This is a genomic window from Dechloromonas denitrificans (assembly GCF_001551835.1).
GTDB lineage: Bacteria > Pseudomonadota > Gammaproteobacteria > Burkholderiales > Rhodocyclaceae > Azonexus > Azonexus denitrificans.
On record NZ_LODL01000019.1, the window covers coordinates 90,475 to 110,626 of the forward strand.

At 58.3% G+C, this 20,152-nt stretch carries 23 protein-coding genes and 1 tRNA gene; 21 read left to right on the forward strand and 3 right to left on the reverse strand.

From position 1 onward, the window contains the following. Positions 1 to 18: 18 nt before the first annotated feature. The 13 genes from rpoE to nagZ are packed head-to-tail and all read left to right on the forward strand — an operon-like array spanning position 19 to position 10,174. Positions 19 to 618 carry an RNA polymerase sigma factor RpoE gene (gene rpoE / locus AT959_RS21085; RefSeq protein WP_157651275.1) on the forward strand — a complete coding sequence of 200 codons (600 nt, stop codon included), beginning with the start codon at positions 19 to 21 and terminating at the stop codon, positions 616 to 618. Positions 619 to 620: 2 nt separating this feature from the next. Then, a complete protein-coding gene (locus AT959_RS20475) occupies positions 621 to 1,055 on the forward strand; it encodes a SoxR reducing system RseC family protein (protein ID WP_083518297.1) in 435 nt (144 codons plus the stop codon). 23 nt (positions 1,056 to 1,078) lie between these two features. Continuing rightward, on the forward strand, positions 1,079 to 2,503 hold the full coding sequence (locus AT959_RS08245; RefSeq protein ID WP_066882521.1) for a DegQ family serine endoprotease: 1,425 nt from the start codon (positions 1,079 to 1,081) through the stop codon (positions 2,501 to 2,503). Further along, positions 2,493 to 2,738, forward strand: coding sequence for a glutaredoxin family protein (locus AT959_RS08250; protein ID WP_205629869.1), 246 nt, complete (start codon positions 2,493 to 2,495; stop codon positions 2,736 to 2,738). Before AT959_RS08245 ends, AT959_RS08250 begins: the two co-directional genes overlap by 11 nt. 60 nt (positions 2,739 to 2,798) lie before the next feature. Beyond that, positions 2,799 to 4,589 carry a translation elongation factor 4 gene (gene lepA, locus AT959_RS08255; RefSeq protein ID WP_066882522.1) on the forward strand — a complete coding sequence of 597 codons (1,791 nt, stop codon included), beginning with the start codon at positions 2,799 to 2,801 and terminating at the stop codon, positions 4,587 to 4,589. 8 nt (positions 4,590 to 4,597) lie between these two features. Further along, positions 4,598 to 5,386 (forward strand): signal peptidase I, encoded by a 789-nt coding sequence (gene lepB, locus AT959_RS08260; RefSeq protein WP_066882523.1) that lies wholly within the window; start codon positions 4,598 to 4,600, stop codon positions 5,384 to 5,386. Positions 5,387 to 5,391: 5 nt separating this feature from the next. Next, complete coding sequence (locus AT959_RS08265; RefSeq protein ID WP_240481786.1) at positions 5,392 to 5,751, forward strand: DUF4845 domain-containing protein; 360 nt, start codon at positions 5,392 to 5,394, stop codon at positions 5,749 to 5,751. Between the two features lie 3 nt (positions 5,752 to 5,754). Further along, positions 5,755 to 6,423, forward strand: coding sequence for a ribonuclease III (gene rnc, locus AT959_RS08270; RefSeq protein WP_066882524.1), 669 nt, complete (start codon positions 5,755 to 5,757; stop codon positions 6,421 to 6,423). After that, positions 6,420 to 7,304, forward strand: coding sequence for a GTPase Era (era, locus tag AT959_RS08275; RefSeq protein ID WP_066882525.1), 885 nt, complete (start codon positions 6,420 to 6,422; stop codon positions 7,302 to 7,304). The genes rnc and era overlap by 4 nt, the downstream gene beginning before the upstream one ends. After that, positions 7,301 to 8,029, forward strand: coding sequence for a DNA repair protein RecO (gene recO, locus AT959_RS08280; protein ID WP_066882526.1), 729 nt, complete (start codon positions 7,301 to 7,303; stop codon positions 8,027 to 8,029). The genes era and recO overlap by 4 nt, the downstream gene beginning before the upstream one ends. Beyond that, the gene (locus tag AT959_RS08285) at positions 8,026 to 8,781 is read left to right on the forward strand and encodes a pyridoxine 5'-phosphate synthase (RefSeq protein WP_066882527.1); all 756 of its coding nucleotides are present in this window, start codon (positions 8,026 to 8,028) and stop codon (positions 8,779 to 8,781) included. Before recO ends, AT959_RS08285 begins: the two co-directional genes overlap by 4 nt. Next, positions 8,781 to 9,158 carry a holo-ACP synthase gene (acpS, locus tag AT959_RS08290; protein WP_066882528.1) on the forward strand — a complete coding sequence of 126 codons (378 nt, stop codon included), beginning with the start codon at positions 8,781 to 8,783 and terminating at the stop codon, positions 9,156 to 9,158. The genes AT959_RS08285 and acpS overlap by 1 nt, the downstream gene beginning before the upstream one ends. Then, complete coding sequence (gene nagZ / locus AT959_RS08295) at positions 9,155 to 10,174, forward strand: beta-N-acetylhexosaminidase (RefSeq protein WP_066882529.1); 1,020 nt, start codon at positions 9,155 to 9,157, stop codon at positions 10,172 to 10,174. Before acpS ends, nagZ begins: the two co-directional genes overlap by 4 nt. Positions 10,175 to 10,228: 54 nt before the next feature. Here the strand turns inward: nagZ and efp are convergent, their stop codons facing one another. Both efp and earP read right to left on the reverse strand, forming a co-directional pair. Further along, entirely contained in the window at positions 10,229 to 10,786 is a 558-nt protein-coding gene (gene efp / locus AT959_RS08300; protein ID WP_066882530.1) for an elongation factor P, read from the reverse strand. 39 nt (positions 10,787 to 10,825) lie between these two features. Further along, positions 10,826 to 11,917 (reverse strand): elongation factor P maturation arginine rhamnosyltransferase EarP, encoded by a 1,092-nt coding sequence (gene earP, locus AT959_RS08305; protein WP_205629870.1) that lies wholly within the window; start codon positions 11,915 to 11,917, stop codon positions 10,826 to 10,828. On the opposite strand from earP, the gene AT959_RS08310 reads away from it, so the two are divergent. The 6 genes from AT959_RS08310 (at position 11,897) to AT959_RS08335 (ending at position 16,984) form a co-directional block, all read left to right on the forward strand. Further along, entirely contained in the window at positions 11,897 to 12,583 is a 687-nt protein-coding gene (locus AT959_RS08310) for a uracil-DNA glycosylase (protein ID WP_240481787.1), read from the forward strand. The two genes, earP and AT959_RS08310, sit on opposite strands and share 21 nt — an antisense overlap. Before the next feature lie 9 nt (positions 12,584 to 12,592). Next, complete coding sequence (gene uvrC, locus AT959_RS08315; RefSeq protein WP_066882532.1) at positions 12,593 to 14,404, forward strand: excinuclease ABC subunit UvrC; 1,812 nt, start codon at positions 12,593 to 12,595, stop codon at positions 14,402 to 14,404. Positions 14,405 to 14,407: 3 nt separating this feature from the next. Beyond that, positions 14,408 to 14,986, forward strand: coding sequence for a CDP-diacylglycerol--glycerol-3-phosphate 3-phosphatidyltransferase (gene pgsA, locus AT959_RS08320; RefSeq protein WP_066882533.1), 579 nt, complete (start codon positions 14,408 to 14,410; stop codon positions 14,984 to 14,986). Between the two features lie 54 nt (positions 14,987 to 15,040). Further along, positions 15,041 to 15,116, forward strand: a tRNA-Gly gene (locus AT959_RS08325). Between the two features lie 183 nt (positions 15,117 to 15,299). After that, positions 15,300 to 16,736, forward strand: a complete 1,437-nt coding sequence (locus AT959_RS08330) for a permease (RefSeq protein ID WP_066882534.1) — start codon at positions 15,300 to 15,302, stop codon at positions 16,734 to 16,736. 14 nt (positions 16,737 to 16,750) lie between these two features. Next, entirely contained in the window at positions 16,751 to 16,984 is a 234-nt protein-coding gene (locus AT959_RS08335; protein WP_066882535.1) for a thioredoxin family protein, read from the forward strand. Between the two features lie 40 nt (positions 16,985 to 17,024). Here AT959_RS08335 and AT959_RS08340 read toward each other — a convergent pair whose 3' ends face one another. Next, a complete protein-coding gene (locus AT959_RS08340) occupies positions 17,025 to 17,696 on the reverse strand; it encodes an EF-hand domain-containing protein (protein ID WP_066882536.1) in 672 nt (223 codons plus the stop codon). Between the two features lie 446 nt (positions 17,697 to 18,142). Between AT959_RS08340 and AT959_RS08345 the strand changes: the two genes are divergently transcribed. Further along, on the forward strand, positions 18,143 to 18,838 hold the full coding sequence (locus AT959_RS08345) for a response regulator transcription factor (RefSeq protein ID WP_066882537.1): 696 nt from the start codon (positions 18,143 to 18,145) through the stop codon (positions 18,836 to 18,838). A 1-nt stretch (position 18,839) separates the two neighbouring features. After that, positions 18,840 to 20,003, forward strand: coding sequence for a HAMP domain-containing sensor histidine kinase (locus tag AT959_RS08350; protein WP_066882538.1), 1,164 nt, complete (start codon positions 18,840 to 18,842; stop codon positions 20,001 to 20,003). Positions 20,004 to 20,152 lie beyond the last annotated feature (149 nt).

Here is a 20,152-nt window from a genome sequence, read left to right on the forward strand (position 1 = left end):
CCAGGGAACACGAGAGCCATGAGTGAGCGGGAGATCGATCAGGCACTGGTCGAACGAGCGCAAGGCGGAGATCAACACGCCTTCGACCAGTTGGTAAGCAAATACCAGCGCAAGCTGGGCCGTTTGCTGTCCCGCTTTATCCGCGATTCGGCGGAAGTGGAAGATGTTTCACAAGAGGCTTTCATCAAGGCTTATCGCGCCTTGCCGTCCTTTCGAGGCGATAGCGCCTTTTATACTTGGCTATACCGAATCGGAATTAACACTGCCAAGAATTATCTTGTTTCACAAGGCAGGCGTGCGCCGACCACGACGGAATTCGATAACGACGAAGCCGAAACCTTCGAGGATGCCTCCCAGTTGCGGGATATCAACACGCCGGAAAGCCTGCTTCTCAGCAAGCAGATCGGTCAAACGGTCAATTCGGCAATGGAGGCTCTTCCCGAGGAGTTGCGCACGGCGATCGTGTTGCGCGAAATCGAAGGCATGTCCTACGAAGAGATCTCCAAAATCATGGATTGCCCGATTGGTACGGTACGTTCCCGAATTTTTCGGGCGCGTGAAGCGGTGGCTGCAAAACTGCGCCCCTTGCTGGATATTGCTCCGGATCGGCGTTGGTAATCATGAGCGCGGATAAAAGCACAGTCCGCGGCGTGGTTCGCGCTGTCGAAGGCTTGGAGGCGGTGGTTGAGATTGAGCACGGCGGTTGTGGTCGTTGCCATGAAGAGGGAGGTTGTGGCGGGCAGCAACTTACCCAGATGTTTTGCAGCGGCCCTAAAACCTATAGTGTTGATAACCGTCTTGGCGCTCTTCTGGGGGAGCAAGTAACGATTGCCATAGCAGATGGCAGTGTTCGCCGGACGGCAAATTTGGCTTATGGCGTACCGTTGACCGCAGCGATTGCCGGTGCAGCCTTGGGAACTCCCTTGGGGGGGGATGCTGGCGCAATATTAGGGGCTGGCGCAGGGCTGGTTTTGTCTTTTTTCTTCATTCGTTTTCGTGCGCAGGGTGAGGCTGGAAATTACGCCGAACGCCCTCATATCATTTCCCGTTCCTAGCTTAATCAGGAGGCGTATTGCTCATGAGACGCTTTGTTGTGCTATTTGTTTTCAGCTTTTTCTGCGCATTTTCCTTTGCGCAAACTGTGCGCGGACTACCAGATTTTTCCGAGCTGGCTGAAAAACAGGGACCTGCTGTCGTCAATATCAGCACTACGCAGGTGGTGCGTGGTAACAGCCAGGTAATGCCGTTTCCGTTTGACGAGAATGATCCGGCATTTGAATTCTTCAAGCGCTTTATCCCGCGCCACCCTGGGGGGGTAATCCCTCGTGAGTTTGAAAACAAGTCCCTTGGTTCTGGCTTCATCGTTAGTGCTGATGGTTATATTCTAACCAATGCGCATGTGGTCGATGGTGCCGATGAGGTAACGGTCCGGCTAACTGACAAGCGGGAATTCAAGGCAAAAACTATTGGAGCCGACAAGCGTACCGATGTCGCGCTGCTAAAAATTGAGGCAGTCGGCCTGCCGGTGGTCAAGCTTGCCGATACGGCGCAATTGAAAGTCGGTGAGTGGGTGGTTGCCATTGGTTCCCCTTTTGGCTTTGATAACTCGGTGACCGCCGGCATTGTTTCGGCCAAAGGGCGTTCGTTGCCACAGGAAAGTTACGTTCCCTTTATTCAGACGGATGTTGCAATTAATCCTGGTAATTCGGGCGGGCCGCTCTTCAATATGCGCGGTGAAGTCGTTGGTATCAATTCCCAGATTTACAGCCGTAGCGGTGGTTATATGGGGGTGTCGTTTGCCATCCCGATTGATGTGGCCATGGAGGTTCAGCAGCAGTTGAGGGCGACAGGTAAGGTCAGTCGGGGCCGTCTGGGTGTGGTCATTCAGGAGGTCAACAGGGAACTGGCCGACTCTCTGGGGCTGAGCAAGCCAATGGGGGCCGTGGTCAATGCGGTCGAAAAAGGTGGGCCGGCAGAAAAGGCTGGTCTGGAGGCTGGTGATGTCATCTTGAAGTTTGATGGCAAGGCGATTGTCAATTCGGCCGATCTGCCGCGCTTGGTTGGTGCTACCCGGCCCGGAACGCGTTCGCTGGTACAGGTTTGGCGCAAGGGGAGTACCCGGGAAATAGCTGTTGTGGTTGGTGAAGTTTCGGACGAAAAGCAGGTTGTCAGTCGGCCCGCTCGTGGTGCCAAACCGCCAGAGCAGATTGCCAACCGTCTTGGCTTGGTGCTCAGTGAACTCACTGCCGAGCAAAAGCGGGAGCTCAAGATGGGCTCCGGGTTGCTCATCGAGGAGGTGCGTGGCTTGAGTGCGCGCGCCGACCTGCGTCCCGGTGATGTGGTTATTGCGGTAATCAGCAAGGGTGCAACCACCGAACTTCGTTCTGTCGAGCAGTTCAACAAGTTACTGGCCCAGTTCGATAAAGGAAGTAGCGTTACCCTGTTAGTACGGCGGGGTGAAATGCAGACTTTTGTCACAATCAAGGGTTTGAATGGAAATTGAACTGACGCTGATCAGCCGGGGTTATTGCCATCTCTGCCACGACATGGAGAAAGCGCTGCTTCCCTTGGTGTTGGAATATGGTGCTGCCTTGAGTGTTCTGGATGTCGATGCGGACCCTGTGCTTGAGGCCAAGTACGATGAGCTGGTCCCGGTTTTGCTCCACGGTGAAACGGAACTCTGCCATTACTTCCTGGACGAGCCTAAAACCCGTGAATATTTGGTCAAAATCCGCTAAAATTCAGGGTCTTCTGAACAGGGAAGGGCGCCGGATAAGCGCCCTTTTTTACTAGCATCAATGGATCACATCCGTAATTTCTCGATCATCGCCCACATCGACCACGGCAAATCAACGCTGGCCGATCGTATCATCCACCTCTGTGGCGGCCTTTCCGACCGTGAAATGGAGGCGCAGGTGCTTGACTCGATGGATATCGAGCGCGAGCGCGGCATCACCATCAAGGCTCAAACAGCTGCATTGCAATACAAGGCTCGTGACGGGAAGGTTTACAACCTGAACCTGATCGATACGCCGGGGCACGTCGACTTCTCCTACGAAGTTTCTCGTTCCTTGTCGGCATGCGAAGGCGCGCTGCTTGTTGTCGATGCTTCGCAAGGGGTTGAGGCACAAACGGTAGCAAATTGCTACACGGCTATCGAACTTGATGTCGAGGTCGTGCCCGTGCTTAATAAGATCGATTTGCCGTCAGCCGACCCCGATAGTGCGCGTCAGGAAATTGAAGATGTAATTGGCATTGATGCCACGGATGCGGTGCTGGCTTCGGCCAAGACCGGTCTGGGCGTTGCCGATATTCTGGAAGCGGTGATTGCCAAGGTGCCACCACCCAAGGGTGATCCCGATGCGCCTTTGAAGGCGCTGATCATCGACTCATGGTTCGATAATTACGTCGGCGTAGTTATGCTGGTGCGTGTCGTTGATGGTGTCATGCGCCCGAAGGACAAGCTGTTTTTCATGGCGACCGGCGCCCAGCAGCTTTGCGAACAAGTCGGTGTTTTCTCGCCAAAGTCCGTCCAGCGCGAAGCGCTGCGTGCTGGTGAGGTCGGTTTCGTCATTTCCGGCATCAAGGAACTGAAAGCTGCCAAGGTTGGCGACACCATCACCACGGTGGATCGCAAGGCGGCGAGTGCGTTGCCTGGTTTCAAGGAAATCAAACCGCAGGTTTTCGCCGGATTGTATCCGGTCGAGTCCAACCAGTACGACTCTCTGCGTGAAGCGCTGGAGAAGCTCAAGCTGAATGACGCTTCGTTGCAATATGAACCGGAAGTTTCCCAGGCGCTCGGTTTTGGCTTTCGTTGCGGCTTCCTTGGGCTGTTGCACATGGAGATCGTGCAGGAGCGACTGGAGCGCGAGTTCGATCAGGATCTGATCACCACCGCGCCGACGGTGGTGTATGAAGTCGTTCAGCGCGACGGCAGCGTCATCCAGGTTGAAAATCCAGCGAAGTTGCCCGAGCTCAGCAAGGTCGAAGAAGTTCGTGAGCCAATCATTACGGCGACGATTTTTGTCCCGCAGGATTACCTCGGCAACGTCATCACTCTCTGTAACCAGAAGCGTGGCAATCAGGTCGATATGCATTATCACGGCCGCCAGGTAAAGCTGGTTTATGAAATGCCGATGGCTGAAGTGGTGATGGACTTTTTTGACAAGCTGAAATCATGCTCGAAGGGCTACGCTTCGCTCGACTACGATTTCAAGGAGTACCGGACCGCCGATGTGGTCAAGCTCGATATCCTGATCAATAGCGAAAAGGTCGATGCGTTGTCGTTGATCGTGCATCGTTCGAATTCCCAGTATCGCGGGCGCGAGCTTGCTTCCAAGATGCGCGAACTGATTCCGCGCCAGATGTACGACGTCGCCATTCAGGCTGCCATTGGCTCGCACATCATCGCCCGCGAAAACGTCAAGGCCATGCGCAAGGATGTGTTGGCCAAGTGTTACGGCGGTGACATCAGTCGCAAAAAGAAGCTTCTGGAAAAACAGAAAGCCGGCAAAAAACGGATGAAGCAGGTTGGTAGCGTCGAAATTCCGCAGGAAGCCTTCCTGGCCGTGCTGCGCGTCGATAACTGAGAGTAGCGATGAATTTTGCCCTGATTCTTTTTGTGCTTCTGCTCGTGACCGGCGCACTCTATGCGGTCGATGTGCTGAAGTTCCGGAAATTGCGCAGTAAAAATGGACCTGAGCCGCTTTGGGTGGAGTGGGGCGCCAGCTTTTTCCCGGTAATCCTGATCGTCTTTGTGCTGCGCTCCTTCCTTTTCGAGCCTTTCAAGATCCCGTCAGGGTCGATGATTCCAACCTTGCTGGTTGGCGACTTCATTCTGGTCAATAAATTTACCTACGGCATTCGCTTGCCGGTGATCAACAAGAAAATCATCAGCATCAACAATCCGGAACGTGGTGACGTCATGGTCTTTCGCTACCCGGAAGATCCTTCTCTCGATTACATCAAGCGGGTGGTTGGTCTACCAGGCGACACGATTGCCTATCAAAACAAGCGGCTGACAATCAACGGCAAGCCGGTGGAGATGTCGAAGATCGCCGATTATCTGCATCCGGAGCGCCTTTATTATTCCGAGCAATATTCGGCCAAAATGGGCAAGGTGGAGCATCGTCTGCTCAATGATACCGATGCTCCGGCTTTCATTCCCGATGTCGCTCGTTTTCCGTATCGTGAAAACTGCACCTACAATGCTGCTGGCGTAACCTGCAAGGTGCCTGACGGTCACTATTTCATGATGGGTGATAATCGCGACAACAGCCGTGACAGTCGGGCCTGGGGTTTCGTCCCGGAGCAGAATATCGTCGGCAAGGCATTTTTCATCTGGCTGAATTTCAGCGATTTGAGCCGGGTTGGTTCATTCAAGTAATGGGGATGATGATGAAGCATCAACGTGGCGTTGCCTTGTCCGGGCTGTTGTTCTGGAGCATTGTGCTGGTTCTGGTGGCGGTCCTTGGCATGAAGGTCGCACCGACAGTCATCGAGTATTACAAGATCAAAAAAGACTGCAAAGGAGCTGTCGCACAAGTCGGCAAGGATGCGACGGTGGCCGATGTGAAAAGGGCGTTTGATCGTTTTGCCGAAATTGACATGCTCGATTTCAAGGCTGATCAACTGGACATCTCGAAGGAAGGCGGGCAAATCGTTGTTTCCTTCGCCTACGAGAAGCGCATTCCGCTTTTTGCCAACGTCAGCCTGCTGATCGACTATCAGGGTTCAACCCTTGAGCGTTAAGGAATGAGTGCAGAGGTGCTGGCCAAAAAACTTGGCCATGACTTTTCGGACAAAAATCTTCTCCGAACGGCGCTGACGCATCGTAGTTACGGGACGCCCAATAACGAACGCTTGGAATTCCTGGGCGACGGCGTGCTGAATTTCGCCATTGCCGCCGCCTTGTTCAAGCGTTTTCCGGAGTTGCCGGAAGGCGATCTTTCGCGACTGCGGGCCAATCTGGTGCGACAGGATGCCTTGCATCAACTTGCACTGTCGCTCAATATCGGTAATCTTCTTCGCCTTGGCGAAGGCGAGATGAAAAGTGGCGGCAGTCAGCGACCATCGATCCTGGCTGATGCCTTGGAAGCCCTGTTCGGCGCGGTTCATCTCGATGCCGGCTTTGAGGCGGCGCAGCGGGTCATTGTTGATCTTTATGCGCCGCTGTTCGATCAGTTGAAACCCGGGCAGGCCCAGAAAGATGCCAAGACGCGGCTACAGGAATGGCTGCAGGGGCGCAAGAAGCCCTTGCCGCGTTACCAGATGTTAAGCACCAGCGGTGCGGCCCACGAACAACGCTTCGAAGTCTCCTGCGAGATCGACAATCCGCCTTTGCGTACTACCGGTCATGGTGCCAGTCGGCGCATCGCCGAACAGGTTGCCGCCGACAATGCCCTGAAAGCTCTCAACGCATGAAAAAAATTCGCTCCGGTTATATCGCCATTGTCGGTCGTCCCAATGTCGGTAAATCAACGCTGCTCAACCGCCTGATCGGCGAGAAGATCAGTATCGTGTCGCGCAAGGCGCAGACCACGCGGCACCGGATTACCGGCATTTTGACCAAGGATGATGCCCAGTTCGTCTTTGTCGACACGCCGGGCTTCCAGACCAAGTTCTCCAATGCCCTGAACCGCGCGATGAACCGTGGCGTCACCACCACCTTGAATGATGTCGATGTCGTGCTTTTCGTCATTGAAGCAGGGCGTTTCGATGCCAAGGATCGGGCGGTGATGAAGTTGCTGCCACCGGACCGGCCGGCCATTCTGGTGGTCAATAAAACCGACCAGTTGAAAGATCGTTCCGCCTTGCTTCCCTTTCTGGCCAGCGTGGCCGCCGAGCACGACTTTACGGCGGTGGTTCCGGTTAGTGCGGCCAAAGGCAAGCAGACCGACGAATTGTTGGGCGAAGCGCGCAAGCATCTGCCGAACGAAGGCCTGATGTTCCCGGAAGATGAGTTGACCGACAAGAGCGAACGATTTCTTGCCTCCGAATACATCCGCGAAAAGCTTTTCCGGCTATTGGGCGATGAACTGCCCTATGCCACCACCGTAGAAATCGAAAAATTCGAAGTTGAAGGCGATCTACGGCGTATTTTTGCCGCCATCGTCGTCGACCGCGAGGGTCACAAGGCGATTGTCATCGGCAAGGGCGGCGAATTGCTGAAACGTATCGCCAGCGAGGCGCGCCAGGATATGGAGCGGCTCTTCGACGGCAAGGTTTATCTTGAGGTCTGGGTCAAGGTCAAATCAGGCTGGACCGATGATGAGCGGTTGCTGAAGAGCCTCGGTTACGAATGATCCAGCGGAGCAAAGTCGACCGCCAGCCGGCCTACGTCTTGCACACCTACCCGTTCAGGGAAACCAGTCTTATTGTTGAAGTATTCTCCCGTGATTTCGGGAGAGTGTCCTTGCTGGCCAGAGGCGCACGTCGGCCACGTTCAGCCATTCGGGGTTTGCTGATGGCGTTCCAGCCCATTGAGGTGGCGTGGGCCGGCAAGGGCGAGGTGCTGAATCTGATGAAGGCCGAGTGGCAGGGCGGGCAGCCATTGTTGGCCGGCGAAGCCCTCTTTTGCGGTTACTACCTCAATGAGTTGTTGATGCACCTGCTGCCCCGTGAGGATGCCCACGAGCATCTTTTCACCTGTTACGGCCAGATGCTTGCCAGGCTGGCCAGCGATCCGGCCGGTAAAGTTCGTGAAGCCGATCTCCGTGCGTTCGAAAAAGCCCTGCTGCAAGAGCTTGGTTATGGCCTGACCTTGAGTCATGACAGCGCAGGCGAAGCGATTCAGCCTGATGCCTGGTATAGCTATGGCATGGAGCAGGGGCCACAACGCCTCGCTCATGCCGAAGCCGCGGCGCAGGTCGTCTGCGGCAAGACCTTGCTTGATCTTGAGGCAGAAGACTTTTCCGACCCGCGTTCGCGTATTGAAGCCAAGGCCTTGATGCGCGCCCTGATGGCCCATTACCTGGGTGGCACTGAACTTGAAACACGTAAAATATTCAAGGAGTTGCAGGAATTATGATTGAACTAGGCGTAAATATCGACCACGTTGCCACCTTGCGTCAGGCGCGCATGACCTACGAGCCGGACCCGGTCTGGGCCGCGGTCGAGGCGCACCTGGGGGGGGGCGATGGGATTACCGTCCATTTGCGCGAGGATCGCCGGCATATTCAGGATGCCGACGTCCGTCGCCTGCGCGAACTCACCCAGGTCAAGCTCAACCTGGAAATGGCGGCAACCGACGAAATGGTCGCCATTGCCTGTGGCCTGCAGCCGGAGATGGCCATGCTGGTTCCGGAAGGTCGCCATGAAGTGACGACCGAAGGTGGTCTGGATGTTTTGGCTCAGGAAGCGCGGCTGAAGGATGTCATTTCGCGATTGGCCGATGCCGGTATCGTGACCAGCGTATTTATCGATGCCGAACTGCCGCAGATCGAAGCCGCCGCGCGCATCGGAGCCAAAGTCTGCGAAATTCACACCGGCCCCTATGCCCATGCCTTCCACGCCCAAGGGCGTGATGCCGAGGCGCCGGCCGTCTTGGCCGAACTCGAAAAAATCCGTCGCGCCGGGCAGGCCATTCGTCACCTTGGCATGCGCTTCAATGCCGGTCACGCCCTCAATTACTACAATGTTCAGCCGGTTGCCCGATTGGCCGGCGTCCGCGAACTGCATATCGGCCATTCGATTGTCAGCCGTTCGGTGTTTGTCGGCTTGCGCGAGGCTGTGCGCGAGATGAAGCAACTGATGCGGGAAGGGGCCGGGCGCGGCGAATAATGATCTACGGTATTGGCACCGACATCGTTGCCATCAAGCGCCTGCAGGGAATGTGGGAGCGCCATGGTGAAAAGGCCCTGGGCCGGCTGCTGGCGCCCGGTGAGTTGGCTGATTTTGCCGGCGCCACCGACAAGGGGCGCTTTCTTGCCAAGCGTTTTGCCGCCAAGGAAGCCTTCAGCAAGGCGCTCGGCACCGGCGTTCGGCCGCCCGCGGTGTTGACGGCGATTGCGGTCGGACACGACGAATTGGGCAAGCCGGTATTCGAGTGCTGCGGTGAACTGGCTGAAATGCTTGAAAAGCAAAAGCTGAAGGCCCATCTCTCAATCAGCGATGAAGCGGATTACGCCATCGCCTATGTCATTCTGGAGCAAGCATGACGCAACTGCCGCTCGGCCCGTTGATGATCGACATCGCGGGGACTGCACTGACCGAACTCGATCGCCAGCGCCTGCTTCACCCGCTGGTTGGCGGCATCATCCTGTTCAGCCGGAATTTCGAAAGTCCCAGTCAGCTGGCCGCGTTGAATGCTGAAATCCATGCCTTGCGGCAGCCGCCGCTGCTGATCGCTGTCGACCATGAGGGGGGCAGGGTGCAGCGTTTTCGCGAAGGTTTTACCCGCCTGCCGGCCATGGCCACGCTGGGGCGCCTGTGGGATCAAAATCCCGATGCCGCCCAGCGGGCCGCCCACCAGGTCGGTTATGTGCTGGCTGCCGAGTTGCTGGCGCGCGGCGTCGATTACTCTTTCACGCCGGTGCTCGACCTCGATTACGGTCCGTCCCGGGTCATTGGCGATCGCGCCTTTCACCGCCAAGCTGCCGTGGTGACAGCCTTGGCTGCGGCGCTGGGCGATGGTTTGCGCCAAGCCGGCATGGGTTCCTGTGGCAAGCATTTTCCCGGGCACGGTTACGTCATCCCCGATTCGCATGTCGAGTTGCCGGTTGATGATCGAGCGCTTGATGCCATGCAGGAGGACATCATGCCTTACCGTAACCTGGCGCTCGGCGGGGTGATGGCGGCGCATGTGATCTACGAGTGCGTTGACTGCAATACGGCTGTATTTTCAAATAAATGGATAAGTTATTTGAGAAATGACATGAAGTTTGATGGTGCTGTATTTACTGATGATTTGTCGATGGCCGGGGCGGGTGTTGTCGGCGATATGTTGAACCGGGTCGATACCGCTTATCGGGCCGGCTGTGACATGTTGCTGGTCTGCAACTCGCCGGACGCCGTAGGTGCCGTTCTGGAAAACTGGCAGCCGAAGGTCGATCCGGCCAGAGGCAAGCGGATCGAGGCGCTCATCCCGACCGATGTGGCCCCCGATTGGGCAAGCCTGCAATCCGATCCGGCGTATCAGGCCGCCTTGCAAACCATCGCCCAACTCGCTCCCTGAAATGCAATCGGGCAGCCGAAGCTGCCCGATTTGTCGCACTGCGAAAACCGCTGATTACTTGACGCGGTTCTTGTATTCGTCGGTGCGGGTGTCGATTTCGATCTTGTCGCCGATGCTGACAAAGGCCGGAACCGGCAGTTCGAAACCGGTCGCCAGTTTGGCCGGCTTCATAACCTTGCCGGAGGTGTCGCCCTTGACGGCCGGCTCGGTGTAAACCACTTCGCGGACGACGCTGTTCGGCAGTTCGACGGAAATTGCCTTGCCGTTGTAGAACACAACTTCGCAAGCCAGACCGTCTTCCAGATACTTCAGCGCATCGACCATGTTTTCGGCTTCAACTTCGTACTGCTCGTAGTCGGCATCCATGAACACATACATCGGGTCGGCGAAGTAGGAGTAGGTCACTTCTTTCTTGTCGAGCATGACGACTTCGAACTTGTCGTCGGCCTTGTAAACCGCTTCGGAGGCTGCTGCGGTCAACAGGTTTTTGAGCTTCATTTTCACGACAGCAGCGTTGCGGCCGGACTTGTTGTACTCAGTCTTCTGGACAACGAGAGGGTCGGCGCCGACCATGATGACGTTGCCGGAGCGGAGTTCCATTGCGGTTTTCATACTGATATTCCCGAAAGCTGAAAAAAGAAAAACGTTAAATTATACCTTGGACGCACAGAACTTGACGAGTGCTGTCGCCAAGTCATCGCTTTGTGCCAGATATTTTGCCCAGTTGGCGTTATGGGCGGCTATTTGCTGCCGAGCCGCCAGGAATCCCGCCCAGGCTTGCCCTACGCCTTCGCCGGTATTCCAGGCGTGGAACATGGCATGCAGCACCGCTCTGGCATCAGGGGCAAGGTCTGCACAATAGCGCTCCAAAAACGCATCCAGTTTGACGATATGGGCATTCTCGGCCTGCTGGTAGATTTGCCAGACAAAGGGGCGTGCAGCCCATTGCGCCCGAACAAAGGAATCTTCGCCGCGGACGAAGTTGATATCGCAGCGCCAGAGCAGGCGGTCGTAATCCTGCTGTGACAGGAAATCAATCGGTTCGAGGCGGAGATTGCCGTGTTGCCATGGCCCAGTTCCTCCCAAATGATCGCTAACCGCCGCCAATGGTTTGCCGGGCGGCACATAACAGCGCACCGCTTGCTGGCTATTGGCCAGACTCTCCAGCCATTCGCCGAGTGGGGCGCTGTCGTAGCAAAACAAACTGATTTCAAGCGCGCCGCACATTTCTTTCTGCGCTATTTCCTGGTTGCGCCTGGCCAGCAAGCCAGCCTCGCGGAGTAGTCCGCCAGTGGCCGGAGAAAACCCCGGGAAGAAAAAGTATTTGACGAGGGGAAGGGAAGGGTGGGGCGAGGCGAGGCCATGGCAGCTTTCCGCCCAAGGCTCGGCGGTCAGATATTCGAGATTTATCCAGCAGGGCCGGATCTCGGATTCCGCCATGGCCTGGACGTAGGCCGCAGGTAACTCACAGGCAAATGCCTCGACAATTACGTCCGCCACGCCGTCGACCGCAGCACTTTCGTTCCAGAGGACTATTTTGACACCTTCGCGGCACTGGCGGAGGGCACGGAGATCGAGTGCGGGGCAAAGGGGCTGCAACGAGGGCAGTTCGTCTACCCAAAGGCGTACCCGCAGGTGGTGTTCTGAAGCCAGTTGCCGAGCCAGTCGCCAGCAAACGCCGATGTCACCGTAGTTGTCGATAACCCGGCAGAAGATGTCCCAATGAGGCTGCATGACTGCCATGCTACCATCGCGGCCATGCAGAATTTCGAAGACCCCAAAGACTGTACGGCCTGCCCCCGCCTGGCAGAACACCTTGCCAACATTCGCCGGCGCGCCCCGGATTGGCATGCCTTGCCGGTTCCCGCGCTGGGCTCGCTCGATGCCCGCTTGATCGTGGTTGGTCTCGGCCCGGGCGAAAAAGGAGCCAATCGTACCGGTCGCCCGTTCACCGGTGACGTGGCCGGCGAACTGCTCTATCCGGCCTTGCATCGTTTTGGCTTTGCCAGCGTTCCCGAAGCGCTGGGCCCGGACAAGTGGGCGAATCCAGCCATGCGGTTAACCGACTGCCGCATCACCAACGCCGTACGTTGCCTGCCGCCGGCCAACAAGCCGACAACGGCGGAAATCCGGCAATGCAATGGCCACCTGAAGCGCGAATTGGCGGCCATGCCCAATCTGCAGGTCATCGTCGCCCTCGGGGCCATCGCCCATCAGGCCTTGCTGTGGAGCTACGACCTGAAGTTGAAGAATTATCCGTTTGGCCACAACGTCAAACACCAATTGCCGGATGGGCGCCTGCTGGTCGATAGCTATCATTGCAGCGGCTACAACTGGCGAACAGGTCGACTCTCGCGGGAAAGTTTCGAGCAGGTATTCGCCGGTATCAAGGCCCACCTCGGCGAGTAATTCCTCTCCATGAATTTCGATTCAAAGGCATTTCTCGCGACGCTGACCGAGCTGCCCGGGGTTTATCGGATGCTCGATGCGGGCGGTGTCGTCCTGTACGTCGGCAAGGCCAAAAACCTCAAAAAACGCGTTGCATCTTACTTCCGGGACAATCTGGCAAGTCCGCGCATCGCGCACATGGTGAGCCAGATCGCAAGTATCGAAACGACCTCGACGCGTACCGAAGCCGAAGCGCTGCTGCTTGAAAACAATCTGATCAAGTCGCTGTCGCCGCGCTACAACATCCTGTTTCGCGATGACAAGTCGTATCCCTACATCGTTTTGACACGCGGCGACTTTCCCCGGCTTGGCTTCTATCGCGGCAACCCTGACCGGAAGGCTGATTACTTTGGGCCTTACCCGTCCTCTTGGGCGGTGCGCGACAGCATTCATTTGCTACAGAAAATGTTCCGTCTGCGCACCTGCGAAGATACGGTGTTCGCCAATCGCTCGCGTCCCTGCCTGCTCTATCAGATCAAACGCTGCAGCGGGCCGTGCGTCGAATACATCTCGACCGAAGACTACGCCCGCGATGTCCAGCTGGCCTCAATGTTCTTGCTCGGCAAACAACAGGAAGTCACCAAGCGCCTAACGGAATCGATGGAAGCGGCCGCCAGTCGCCTGGCCTTCGAACAAGCGGCGGTTTATCGTGACCAGATTCAATCGTTGCATCAGGTTCAGGAAAAGCAGTTCGTTTCGAGCAGCAAGGGCGAGGATGTGGACATCGTTGTGGCGCTAAAGGAAGCGGGGCAGTTGTGCGTCAATTTGGCTATGGTTCGCGGTGGCCGGCATTTGGGTGATCGTCCATTGTTTCCGAGCAATGCTGGCGACTCGTCGGCTAGCGATGCGGCCGCTGCTTTCATTCGCCAGCATTACGCACTACACCCGGCCCCGGCACGATTATTGGTTGCACCGATGTTGGCGGCCGAAGAAAAAACCGAAGCCGAGAGCGCTCTCGCTGAATTGGCTGGCCGGCCTGTGCCGATCCAGGATGGTCGTTCGCTGCTGTACAAGGCCTGGCTGGACATGGCGCTGCAAAATGCAAGGCTCGCCATCCTGGCGCGCAATCAGGCGACGGCACATCAGGGGCGGCGTCTCGCTGCTCTGCAGGAAGCGCTGCAACTGCCGGAGGCCATTGCTCGCATTGAGTGTTTTGATATCAGCCATACGCAAGGCGAGGCTACGGTCGCATCTTGTGTCGTTTACCAAGACAACGGGATGAAGAAGGCCGACTATCGTCGTTTCAATATTCGCGACATTCAACCGGGCGACGACTATGCCGCGATGCGGCAGGCGGTCACTCGCCGCTACGGCAGTATCGCAGCTGGGGAGGGCAGGGCGCCCGACCTGATCCTTATCGATGGCGGCAAAGGCCAGGTCAGCTCCGCCTACGCAGCCTTGGCTGACCTTGGTCTGGCGCATCTGCCCATGCTCGGGGTGGCCAAAGGCGAGGAGCGCAAGCCCGGTCTGGAAACGCTGATTTTCCCGGAGGGCCGGGAGCCGCTACAATTGCCGCCGGAGCATCCAGCGCTGCATCTGATCCAGGAAGTTCGAGACGAGGCTCACCGTTTTGCCATTACGGGCCACCGTGCGCAACGCGGCAAGGCCAGAAAAACCTCTAAACTCGAAAGCTTGCCAGGTGTAGGGCCAGCCCGGCGCAAGGCGCTGGTCAATCGTTTTGGCGGATTGCCCGGCGTGCTCGTCGCCAGTGTGGAACAATTGGCAGAAGTGCCCGGCATCAGCCGGGATTTGGCGGAAAAAATTTACTCAGCGCTTCATTGACCCATGCCATTCAACCTGCCCATCCTGCTCACCTGGCTACGAATCGTCGCCATACCGCTATTGATAGCGCTCTATTACCTGCCAGCCAACTGGGCAACCCAGCATGAGCGGGATACGCTGGCCACCTTGATTTTTTGTTTCGCGGCTTTAACGGACTGGGCTGATGGCTATCTGGCCAGAAAGCTCAATCAAACATCGGCATTTGGTGCATTTCTTGACCCCGTTGCCGACAAGCTGATGGTTGCTGCCGCATTGATCATCCTGGTTCAGTTAGGGCGGGCAGACGCAATCGTCGCGATGATCATTATCGGCCGCGAAATCACAATTTCGGCACTGCGTGAGTGGATGGCAAAAATCGGGGCCGCGAAAAGCGTCGCTGTTTCCATGCTCGGCAAAGTCAAGACTGCGGCACAGATGCTGGCCATACCGCTCCTGCTTTACCACATGCCCTTGCTTGGCATCGATGTCCGGCTCGTCGGCAACTGGCTGATCTGGGTCGCCGCGCTGCTGACACTGTGGTCAATGGGATATTACTTACGCATGGCCTGGCCGGAGATTGCTAAGCGTAGTGCAGAAAAGTAGCTGGCGCTGGTTGACAACCGTCGTGCATGGCCTATAATGCGCGCTCTGTTTGACGCGGCAGTAGCTCAGTTGGTAGAGCGATACCTTGCCAAGGTATAGGTCGAGAGTTCGAGACTCTTCTGCCGCTCCAGTTTCTCTGGTGCGATCAGCACTTCCCGGAAAGCCCATCCCTGTCGATGGGCTTTTTGCTTTTCGGCGCCGGAAAAATGCAGCCCGGCTGCATCTTTTTTGTCTGTCATGCGTCTCCAGCAGTGAGAGAATTGATTTCGTCGCGGCTGACGGTTCGGTCACGCCGCGCTTCGCGGAGAGCGAGATGGAACTTCTGCTATCGGTCCTGCAAAACGGTGTGGCCAGCCTGGTTTCCTATCTGGCGGCGCATGTGCTGCTCTGTTTGGTGCCTGCCTTTTTCATTGCTGGCGCCTTGTCGGCCCTGGTGCCGCAACAGTCGATCATCCGTTTTCTCGGACCGGCGGCGCCGAAATGGGTCTCCTATTCGGCCGCGGCCGGGGCGGGCAGTTTGCTGGCCGTCTGTTCCTGCACCATCCAGCCGCTGTTCGCCGGCATTTATAAAAAAGGAGCTGGCCTGGGGCCGGCCATCACCTTCCTGTTTTTTGCGCCGGCTGCCAACATCCTGGCGCTGTCCTACACCGGCGTGGCGCTCGGGGCGGACTTTGCGATTGCCCGTATCGTGCTGGCGCTGTCCTTCGGGGTGGGGATCGGCATGATCATGGCGATCGTCTTTCGTGAGGGCGATAGCGCCCGCCTGGCCGATCTGGCCTTTGCCGGCGGCGCGAGCATCTCCCGACAGACGCTGCTCTTCCTCGCTGTTCTCGTCGCCTTGCTGCTGGCCGGAACTTTGAAATTTGATTGGCTGAGCGCCGGCCTGTTCAGCATCGAGTTGCCCTGGGCGAGCGGGCCGGCCCTGCAGGCGCAGCTCGGGCGCTGGGTGCCGGTCGATGTGGCTACCGGGGCGGAGGGCTTGAGCGTCCAAGGCCTGGTCTTGATCGGCCTGCTCGGGCTGATCGGCCTTTCCGCCTGGCGTGGCTTGGGCCTGGTCGATAACGGCTTCAACCGGCAGACCTGGCTAACGCTGGGGTTGACCGCGCTGACCCTGATCTTTGCCGCGCTCGGCATGCGCCTCACGGAAAACGGCTTTTTGCTGACGTTGACCGGCAGAGGTGTCGTCGTCGCACTGTTGTGCGCCGTGCTGCTGCCGCTGGCCCGGCGTTTCGAGGCCTGGGACATGCAGCAGTGGCTATGGGAAACCTGGCGTTTCATCCGCCAGATATTCCCCTTGCTGGTGGTCGGTGTTTTCCTGGTCGGCGTCATCCGCAGTTTCATCCAGCCACAGTGGATTCAGGCGGTGGCCGGCAGCAATAGCCTGCTCGGTAACCTGGCCGGCGTCGTGTTCGGTGTTTTCATGTATTTCCCGACCCTGGTCGAGGTGCCGATTGCCAAGATGTTCCTGTCGCTCGGCATGCATCCCGGACCCTTGATCGCTTACCTGATGGCCGATCCGGAACTGTCTCTGCAAAGCATCCTGATCACCTCGGCGATCATCGGCAAGCTGAAGGCCTGGACCTACGTCGGGCTGGTTGCCCTGTTCTCGACGCTCTCCGGCCTGGCCTATGGCGCCTGGGTCGATGGTACGCCGCTGCTGCACCTGGCCTTGTTGCTGGCCGGCTTCATGCTGCTGCTGACCGGGAGCCTGCATCTGATCGGGCGGGTCAATCGGGCCCCGGCCCACTGACAAGGAGAAAGACGATGTTGATCAAGATACTCGGCAGCGGTTGCGCCAAGTGCAATCGCCTGGAGCAACTGACCCGCGAAGTGGTGGCGGAACTCGGCTTGAGCGCAACTTTCGAGCACGTGACGGAGATGGACAAGATCATGGCCTATCCGATCATGACGACGCCGGCCCTGGTGATCGACGAGGTGGTCCGGGTGTCAGGCCGGATGCCGGGCAAGGACGAAATTGCCGGCTGGTTGCGGGCGTAAAAAAGCCAGCCCGCAGGCTGGCTCCGGGCGTGCCGCGAGTTTAGGCCGAGACGGAGAGCAGGCTGCTCAGGCTGCTGGTCTGGTCATCCTGGCTGGTCGTGCCATAGGCGTGCATTAGTTGCATGATCTTCATCATCAGTGCGTTATCGCTGTTGGCGCTGCTGCTGGCCGTGCTGGTCGAGGTGCTGTCGCTGGTGGTGGTGCTTGAGCTAGTCTTCGACTCGCTGTCGTAGGTTTGCGCTTCGGCAAAGCTGACCTTGCCGTCGCCATCGGTGTCAGCTGCTTCGAAGTTGGCGACGATGTTGGAAATCAGGCTGGCGCGCTCGCTGTCGGTGCTGCCGATTTCCTCCAGCTGGCTGCTCAGTTCGTCCTTGGTGAAGCCGCTGTCGTTTTCCGGCGGCGGGGGCGGTGGCATGCCGGCCATGCCGCCGGCGCCTTGGGCGCCGCTGAATCCTTCCATGCGCATGCTGTCGAATTGGCTGTCGAGTTCTTCCTGCAGCTTGCTGAGCGTGGTCGAGAACTCGCTTTCGGTGACCTTGCCGTCGCTGTCGCTGTCGAGCGCGGCAAAAACGCCTTCGGCTTCGGTGCTGTCGGTGCTGATCTGGCTGAAGGCCGAAACGAGATCGCTTTTCTCGATGTAGCCCTGGCTCTTGCTGTCCAGCTTGGCGAATAGCTGGCTGATCGATGAGGTGCTGCTAATGCTGCTGATCATGATTACCTCCTGATGTTGACGTCGAAAATGGCTTACCCGCGAGCGGGCTGCTGCCTTTGAGCAAGTTATCGGCCAAAACGTGTCGAAAATGGCGGTGGTTTACGTTAAGCGGGGTAAAGCTTTGTTAAGAAAATGGCAAGGTCGGCGTGTTTTGGTGAAAAAGCTGGTTATTTTTGGCGAAAAGCGGCAAATTTTCCGGTCCGGCAATTTGTGCCGGCCACCCAAAATGCACGTCGCCGGCATGAATGGATGGCGCTGCATTTTTGCTGCCGGCGACCGGTCGACCGCCGGACTCGTGAGCGGCAGCCCGCAGCGGGCGCCCGCTTGGCCAGGGCCAGCTTCCTGCCCTGAAGTGCCCGGTAAAAGTCTGTAAATTCCGGTGCTTGCGGCTGGTTGGCCGGGAGCCGCTTGGTTATCATCGGCCCTTCCCTATCCATGAGTCTGCAATGAATCCAAGCCCTCACATCCTGCTGGTCGACGACGATGTCGAACTGGCCGGCATGTTGCGCGACTACCTGATCCAGGAAGGTTTTGCCGCAACCGCCGTGCACGACGGCGAAGCGGGCGTCGCCGAGGCCTTGTCCGGCCACTACGCCATCGTCGTGCTTGATGTGATGATGCCGAGGATCAGCGGCATCGAAGCGCTGCGCCGAATCCGTGCGGCGAGCAGTGTGCCGGTGCTGATGCTGACGGCGAAGGGCGACGACATGGATCGTATCGTCGGCCTCGAATTGGGCGCCGACGACTATGTGCCGAAGCCCTGCCTGCCGCGCGAACTGGCCGCCCGGTTGCGTGCCATCCTGCGCCGGACGCAACAGAGTGGCGAAACGACGGGCGGGGCGCCGCTGGTGATCGGCGCCCTCAATGTCCTGCCCGAGCAGCGGCGGGTCGAGTGGGCCGGCGCCCCGGTCGACCTGACCAGCACCGAATTCAACCTGCTCGAGATCCTGGCCCGCAACGCCGGGCGCCCGGTCAGCAAGAGCGATCTTTCCGAGCTGGCGCTGGGGCGGCCGCTGGCCCGCTTCGACCGGAGCATCGACGTCCATCTGTCGAGCATTCGCCACAAGCTGGGCTGCCTGGCCGATGGCCGCTCGTGCATCCAGACCGTCTACCGGCAGGGTTACCAGTTGATTAGGGAGTAGCGTGGGCCGGCTGTTCTGGAAGTTCTTCCTGTTCATCTGGCTGCTGCAACTGGCCGGTGTCGGCGGGGTCAGCCTGCTGTTCTGGCTGGAGCGCCAGCAGGCCGAGGCCCAGTGGCGCGCGCAACTGGCCGCTTCGGGCCTGCCGCCCGAGGCGCGGCCGCCATTCGACTGGGCGCGCGGCGGCCCGCCCGGACCACCGCCGGGTTTGACCGGTGAACGCCCGCCCGAGCCGGCGCATTTTTCCCGCCCGCCGCCGCCCGAGATGCGGCACGGCCCGCGCCTGCCGCTGATTCCCCTGCTCGCTGCCTTGCTGGTCAGTCTGCTCAGCGCCTTCGGCCTGGCCTGGTACTTTGCCAAGCCGATCCGCCAGTTGCGGCGCGCCTTCGATGCCGCGGCCGACGGTGATCTGGCGGTCCGCATCGGTGATGGCATGGGCGGGCGGCGGGATGAACTGGCCGATCTCGGTCGCGATTTCGACCGGATGACCGAACGCCTGGCGGCGCTGGTCGATGGCCAGAAAAAGCTGCTGCACGATGTGTCGCACGAGATGCGCTCGCCGCTGGCCCGCCTGCAGGCGGCGATCGGCCTGGCCCGGCAGCAGCCGGCGCGGATGGAGGATTCGCTGGGCCGCATCGAGCGCGAGGGGGAGCGGATGAATCTGCTGGTCGGCGAACTGCTCACCCTGTCACGCCTGGAAGCCGGTGTCAGCGGTGTGCTCGAAGAGGTCGAGATGGGCGAACTGCTCGACGACATCGTCGAGGATGCGCGTTTCGAAGGGGCGGCACGCCAGGTCGCGGTCGACTTCGTGGCCGGCGAGATGCCGGAAATTCGCGCCAATGGCGAACTGCTGCATCGCGCCATCGAAAATATCGTGCGCAACGCGCTGCGCTATTCGCCGGACGGCGGCATGGTCCGCCTCGAGGCCGGGTGCCAGGGCAGTTGCTTCCGGCTGGTGGTCAGCGATCACGGACCGGGCGTGGCCGAGGATGAGCTGGCGGCGATTTTTACGCCATTCTTCCGGGGCGGCGGCCAAGGTAGCGGTGGCGGCTATGGTTTGGGGCTGGCGATTGCCAAACGGGTGGTTGCTGCGGTCAACGGCCAAATACAGGCAAAAAATGCGGACACCGGCCATGGCCTGATCGTTGAAATTGAGCTGCCTGTGTAAGGAAATCTTACAAAAACTTACATAAACATCTGTTGTGTTTTCTATAATTGGCGGGCTTCAGATTTGAAGTTGTATCAGTAATTCCTTATCCCGCTAATTTCTGCCCTGTTTTTTGCATTTGGCGGGCTGATTGTCTGGCTGACCGACAG

Coding starts and splice junctions, on each gene's coding strand:
- rpoE (WP_157651275.1), top strand. CDS start 19: ATGAGTGAGCGGGAGATCGATCAGGCACTGGTCGAACGAGCGCAAGGC.
- AT959_RS20475 (WP_083518297.1), top strand. CDS start 621: ATGAGCGCGGATAAAAGCACAGTCCGCGGCGTGGTTCGCGCTGTCGAA.
- AT959_RS08245 (WP_066882521.1), top strand. CDS start 1,079: ATGAGACGCTTTGTTGTGCTATTTGTTTTCAGCTTTTTCTGCGCATTT.
- AT959_RS08250 (WP_205629869.1), top strand. CDS start 2,493: ATGGAAATTGAACTGACGCTGATCAGCCGGGGTTATTGCCATCTCTGC.
- lepA (WP_066882522.1), top strand. CDS start 2,799: ATGGATCACATCCGTAATTTCTCGATCATCGCCCACATCGACCACGGC.
- lepB (WP_066882523.1), top strand. CDS start 4,598: ATGAATTTTGCCCTGATTCTTTTTGTGCTTCTGCTCGTGACCGGCGCA.
- AT959_RS08265 (WP_240481786.1), top strand. CDS start 5,392: ATGATGATGAAGCATCAACGTGGCGTTGCCTTGTCCGGGCTGTTGTTC.
- rnc (WP_066882524.1), top strand. CDS start 5,755: ATGAGTGCAGAGGTGCTGGCCAAAAAACTTGGCCATGACTTTTCGGAC.
- era (WP_066882525.1), top strand. CDS start 6,420: ATGAAAAAAATTCGCTCCGGTTATATCGCCATTGTCGGTCGTCCCAAT.
- recO (WP_066882526.1), top strand. CDS start 7,301: ATGATCCAGCGGAGCAAAGTCGACCGCCAGCCGGCCTACGTCTTGCAC.
- AT959_RS08285 (WP_066882527.1), top strand. CDS start 8,026: ATGATTGAACTAGGCGTAAATATCGACCACGTTGCCACCTTGCGTCAG.
- acpS (WP_066882528.1), top strand. CDS start 8,781: ATGATCTACGGTATTGGCACCGACATCGTTGCCATCAAGCGCCTGCAG.
- nagZ (WP_066882529.1), top strand. CDS start 9,155: ATGACGCAACTGCCGCTCGGCCCGTTGATGATCGACATCGCGGGGACT.
- efp (WP_066882530.1), bottom strand. CDS start 10,786: ATGAAAACCGCAATGGAACTCCGCTCCGGCAACGTCATCATGGTCGGC.
- AT959_RS08310 (WP_240481787.1), top strand. CDS start 11,897: ATGAGGCTGCATGACTGCCATGCTACCATCGCGGCCATGCAGAATTTC.
- earP (WP_205629870.1), bottom strand. CDS start 11,917: ATGGCAGTCATGCAGCCTCATTGGGACATCTTCTGCCGGGTTATCGAC.
- uvrC (WP_066882532.1), top strand. CDS start 12,593: ATGAATTTCGATTCAAAGGCATTTCTCGCGACGCTGACCGAGCTGCCC.
- pgsA (WP_066882533.1), top strand. CDS start 14,408: ATGCCATTCAACCTGCCCATCCTGCTCACCTGGCTACGAATCGTCGCC.
- AT959_RS08330 (WP_066882534.1), top strand. CDS start 15,300: ATGGAACTTCTGCTATCGGTCCTGCAAAACGGTGTGGCCAGCCTGGTT.
- AT959_RS08335 (WP_066882535.1), top strand. CDS start 16,751: ATGTTGATCAAGATACTCGGCAGCGGTTGCGCCAAGTGCAATCGCCTG.
- AT959_RS08340 (WP_066882536.1), bottom strand. CDS start 17,696: ATGATCAGCAGCATTAGCAGCACCTCATCGATCAGCCAGCTATTCGCC.
- AT959_RS08345 (WP_066882537.1), top strand. CDS start 18,143: ATGAATCCAAGCCCTCACATCCTGCTGGTCGACGACGATGTCGAACTG.